Source organism: Lysobacter zhanggongensis, from assembly GCF_046638635.1.
GTDB lineage: Bacteria > Pseudomonadota > Gammaproteobacteria > Xanthomonadales > Xanthomonadaceae > Novilysobacter > Novilysobacter luteus.
The window spans coordinates 1-4,497 of record NZ_JBJXHK010000125.1; the positions used below are offsets into that span (position 1 = coordinate 1).

A 4,497-nucleotide genomic window follows, 5' to 3' on the forward strand; every position below is an offset into this window, starting at 1 on the left:
GCAGCACGCCGGCCTTGCGCAGGCCGTCGAGCAGGGCCCGCGCGGTGGCGACGTCCGGGGTCTGGGAGAGGCCGCCAAAATCCACCACCACGGCGGCCCGGCGGAACAGGTTGGGCGCGCGCCGCACGCGGTCCGCCATCTCCGCCGCCAGGCGGTCGATGTCGAGGGTGCGGATGCGGAGGTTGGCGATGCCGACCTGGCCGATCTTCAGCTCGCCGGCCGGTTCGTAGTCCATCCCGACCGCGCTCATGGACCGCCGGTTCCGGTCGAGCGGGGGGCTGGCGGCGCCTCGAGGACGCTGCGCGTGGTGATCCAGGGCACGTCGGGGAGGTTGCCGCCGTAGGTGTCGCGCACCCAGGGGTAGCTGCAGAGCTCCTTCATCAGCATCGCCGCGCGCATGCCGTTGCGTACCAGCACGCGCTGGCCGACCTCGCGGAAACCGAAGCTGCCGTGGAACAGCAGCACCGGGTCGGTCACGCCCTCCAGGAACACCTCGCAGGTCACAAGCGGGTAGCGCAGCTCGGCGTGGCTCTGCACGTCGGCATAGAACGCACGGCCGACACCGCCGCCGCGGCGGCGGCTGGCGACGACCACACGGTCGATGTAGAAAAAACGGGGATACCGCTCGCGGAACCACTGGAAATTGCGGCTGTCATGGTCCGCATCGCTGCCGACGCCGATCAGGAACCCGGCCAGCGTCCCGTCGCGCTCGGCGACGCGGAAGTATTCGGCGGTCTCGTAGAAATGGCGCAACCGGGCCGAATCCAGGGGCAGGATCGCGGGGCCGGCGGCATTGTTCAGGGCAAGGACGGAATCCAGCTCGTGCTCACGCACGTCGCGGACGACGATCGACATTCCGGGCTCCAAGAGGTTCTGCGTGCACCGCGCGGCGGTCGCGCAGCGTCGCGATTATCGCACGGGGGGCGGGCGCGAGCGACTGCCGGGCTTGCGCGAGCAGGATGCGCGGACCCGCATTCAGGCATGACTTTCGGGGGCACCGGTGGGCGGGGAATGCCGATAGCATGCGGACATGCTGAGCCGCCTGAACCATAGCCGACTGCTGCGTTTCGCCGGTCTCTTCACGTGGGGCATGGTCGGCATGTGGCTGGTCCAGCTGTGGCTGGACCCGGGTGGGCTGGTGCTCGCCGCCGAGGGGCAGGGGTCGTTCGACCTGCTGGTGGCGCGCTGGGTCGCGCTGTACCTGACGTTCGGCGGGGCCTACTGGTGGATCACCCGCGACCTGGGAAGCCAACGGCCGACGTTGCTGTCCCATGTCCTGCTGCTGGTGCTCACCCTGTGCGCGATCGGCGTGAGCTACCTGTCCAGCACCGGCCTGGGCAGCATCCTCCTGATGGTCGTCGCCGGGCTGCTGCCCTGGTTGCTGTCGCTGCGGGTGGGCATTGCCTGGTTGATTGGCGGCAACCTGGTGATCGCGCCGGTGTTCGTCACCATCGGCATGCCGCTGCTGATCGCGGTGGCCCAGTCGCTGGCCTACGTGGGGTTCTCGAGCCTGGTGTTCGTCACCGCGCTGGTGGCCAAGCAGCAGGCCCAGGCCCGCGAGGAGCAGCGCCGGCTCAATGCCGAGCTGCGCGCGACGCGCTTGCTGCTGGCCGAGAGCGCACGCATCAACGAGCGCACGCGCATCTCGCGTGAGCTGCACGACCTGCTCGGCCACCACCTGACCGCGCTGAGCCTCAACCTGGAAGTCGCGGGGCACCTCGTCGACGGCCGCGCGCGCGACCACGTCGGCCAGGCCCACACGCTGGCCAAGCTGCTGCTCACCGATGTGCGCGAGGCGGTCAGCCAGTTGCGCGAGGACGGCGCCATCGACCTGGCCGCGGCGCTGCAGCCGCTTGCCGAGAACGTCCCCGGCCTCGACATCCACATGGACATCGAGGCGCCGCTCACGCTCGATGACCCCGAGCGCGCCCACGTGCTGCTGCGCTGCACGCAGGAAATCATCACCAACGCGGTGCGCCACGCCGGCGCCCGCAACCTGTGGATCCGCGCACGCCGCGAGCAGTGCCGGATCGACATGACCGCACGCGACGACGGGCGCGGCGCGGACGAACTCACCGCCGGCAACGGCCTGCGCGGCATGCGCGAGCGCCTGCAGCAGTACGGTGGCGAGCTGACGATCGAAACCCGGGCGCAGGCAGGCTTCCGCCTTCACCTGACGCTACCGGCCACGGCGGCCTCCGCCGCCAGCGAAGGAGTGGTTGCATGATCCGCGTACTGCTTGTCGATGATCAGACCCTGGTGCGCCAGGGCGTGCGTTCGCTGCTGTCGCTGGCCGACGGCATCGAAGTGGTGGCCGAGGCGGGCGATGGCCGGCAGGCGGTCGAAGTGATCCCCCAGGTGCGTCCCGACGTCGTCCTGATGGACATGCGGATGCCGGTGATGTCCGGACTGGAGGCGCTGCAGGCCCTGGCCCGCACCAACCAGCTGCCGCCCACGATCATCCTGACCACGTTCGACGACGACCAGCTGGTGCTGGCCGGGCTCAAGGCCGGCGCCAAGGGCTACCTGCTCAAGGACGTGTCGCTCGAGCAGCTGGTGGGGGCGATCCAGACCGTCGCCGCCGGCGGGTCGCTGGTCCAGCCGGCCATGACCCAGCGGCTGCTGTCGGGACTGGAGCACATGCGCAACGATTTCGTCAGCCTGGACCGCCCCGACCCGCTGACCGAGCGCGAGACCGAGATCCTGCGGCTGATGGCCGGCGGCTTTTCCAACAAGGAAATCGCCAACTCGCTCGGAGTGGCGGAGGGGACGATCAAGAACCACGTCTCCAACATCCTCTCCAAGCTGGGCGTACGCGACCGCACCCGGGCCGTGCTGAAGGCCTTCGAACTCCAGCTGGTCTGAGACGGGCCTTGACCGGAGAAGTCGCCCCCGGGCGGCTTTGCGGCTCCGGCCTTTTGTGATCGCGGGAGGCTGCGCTGGCCATATCTTCCTTGCTAGGATGATGGGTCTGCGCCCCGTCCCGTCCCGGGTCCGGCCCTGGAGAACCTGAATGACCCGTCTGATCGAGATCCTGATTTCACTGGCCATCGTGGCCGTGCTTTTCGTCGCTGTCGGCTTCCTGCTGCCGTCGAGCCGCCACATCGAGAACTCGGTTGAGACCAACCGCAAGCTCACGGTCGTATACGACACGATCAGCAGCTTCCGTCGTTTCGACGACTGGAACACGCTGGCGCTGCGCGACCCGGGCATGGACAAGAAGCTGGTCGGGCCTGAAGAGGGCGTCGGTGCGCGCCTGGAGTTCGATTCGGACGTGAAGGAAGTGGGCGAGGGCAGCTGGGAGATCATCGAGGCCGTCCCGAACAAGAGCGTCACCTTCCGGATCAATGACGACAAGGTCGGCAAGAACAAGGTCACCAAGTTCATCCTGGAGCCGACCGGCCGCAACAACCGCAACGTCAAGATCACCCAGACCTACGACGTCGATTACGGCATGAACCTGCTCGGCCGCTACGCCGGCATGTACGTGGGCAGCAACTTCGGTGGCGACATGAAGGTCAGCCTGTCGCGCCTGAGCAACATGCTCGCGGCGGTGCCGAACTTCGACTACGCCGAGCTGAGCAAGGACGACCCGACCATGGCGCCGCAGATGGGCGAGCGCCCGGCGCAGACGCTGCTGGTGGTGGGTGCGGCGGTCGAGCGCAACAACGACGTCGTGCAGCGCACCATGCGCAACAACATGCAGTGGATCACCAAGGTGATGGACGCCAACGGCCTTGAGCCGGCCGGCCCGGTCCGCATCATCACCAACGAGTTCGGCTCCGAGAACTACGCGTTCGAAGTCGCCCAGCCGGTCCGCCTTGCGGGCAGTGGCAATGGCAATGACGACGCTGCCGAGAGCGACGACGCGGCCGATGCCGAGGGCGCGGAAGAGGGCGCGGAAGAGGGCGACAACGCCCCGGCGGTGACCGGCAAGTCGATCCTCGCCTCGGCCACCGAGTACCCGTCCAACGGCCCGTTGAAAATCGAAGTACAGGGTCCGGTCGAAGTGGTCGAAGTGCCCGCCGGCCCGGTCGCGATGGTCCCCTTCAAGGGCCACATGGCCAACCTCTCGAACGTGCGCGATGCGCTGCGTGGCTGGGCGATGACCCGCGGCCACCAGACCGTCGAGCGCCCATACGAGGCGTGGGTGGACGGCATCAACAGCGGCTTCACCGAGAACGGCGAGTTCGTCGTCTACTGGGCGGTCAAGTAAGCCTCCCTGCTACACGGTGATACCCGACGCGCCGCGGATTTCCGCGGCGCGTTTCGTTTTGGGGCTGGTATCGTGCGGCCAATCCCCACGAGGCCCCAGGCATGACACCGAAACCGACCGGCGCACGCGCGTCGAGCCCCCGTTCGCTGCGGGTCCTTCCGGCGTCTGGCGCGGTCATGGCGGCCATCGCGGTGGCGCTGTCGGCCTATGTCGCGCACGTGGTTGACCCCGCCGCGCAGGCGCGGCTGCAGCCGGCCGCGCTGTTCGCGTTCGGCCACGGC

The 4,497-nt window shown here is 68.5% G+C and carries 4 protein-coding genes and 1 pseudogene; 3 read left to right on the forward strand and 2 right to left on the reverse strand.

The window, feature by feature from the left end:
- Both minC and ACKVMH_RS12800 read right to left on the reverse strand, forming a co-directional pair.
- Positions 1 to 250, reverse strand: a pseudogene (gene minC, locus ACKVMH_RS12795) (septum site-determining protein MinC); the annotation flags it as partial.
- Entirely contained in the window at positions 247 to 855 is a 609-nt protein-coding gene (locus ACKVMH_RS12800; RefSeq protein WP_215218429.1) for a GNAT family N-acetyltransferase, read from the reverse strand. The gene ACKVMH_RS12800 and the pseudogene minC, both read right to left, overlap by 4 nt.
- Positions 856 to 1,030: 175 nt before the next feature.
- Between ACKVMH_RS12800 and ACKVMH_RS12805 the strand changes: the two genes are divergently transcribed.
- The 3 genes from ACKVMH_RS12805 (at position 1,031) to ACKVMH_RS12815 (ending at position 4,216) form a co-directional block, all read left to right on the forward strand.
- Positions 1,031 to 2,227: a sensor histidine kinase gene (locus ACKVMH_RS12805; protein WP_412700586.1), complete on the forward strand. Its 1,197-nt coding sequence runs from the start codon at positions 1,031 to 1,033 to the stop codon at positions 2,225 to 2,227.
- The gene (locus ACKVMH_RS12810) at positions 2,224 to 2,865 is read left to right on the forward strand and encodes a response regulator (protein WP_215218427.1); all 642 of its coding nucleotides are present in this window, start codon (positions 2,224 to 2,226) and stop codon (positions 2,863 to 2,865) included. The genes ACKVMH_RS12805 and ACKVMH_RS12810 overlap by 4 nt, the downstream gene beginning before the upstream one ends.
- 148 nt (positions 2,866 to 3,013) lie before the next feature.
- Complete coding sequence (locus ACKVMH_RS12815) at positions 3,014 to 4,216, forward strand: polyketide cyclase (protein WP_412700587.1); 1,203 nt, start codon at positions 3,014 to 3,016, stop codon at positions 4,214 to 4,216.
- Positions 4,217 to 4,497: the final 281 nt, after the last annotated feature.

Excerpts from the sequence above, each read along its gene's own strand:
- ACKVMH_RS12800 (WP_215218429.1), bottom strand. The coding sequence starts at position 855 with ATGTCGATCGTCGTCCGCGACGTGCGTGAGCACGAGCTGGATTCCGTC.
- ACKVMH_RS12805 (WP_412700586.1), top strand. The coding sequence starts at position 1,031 with ATGCTGAGCCGCCTGAACCATAGCCGACTGCTGCGTTTCGCCGGTCTC.
- ACKVMH_RS12810 (WP_215218427.1), top strand. The coding sequence starts at position 2,224 with ATGATCCGCGTACTGCTTGTCGATGATCAGACCCTGGTGCGCCAGGGC.
- ACKVMH_RS12815 (WP_412700587.1), top strand. The coding sequence starts at position 3,014 with ATGACCCGTCTGATCGAGATCCTGATTTCACTGGCCATCGTGGCCGTG.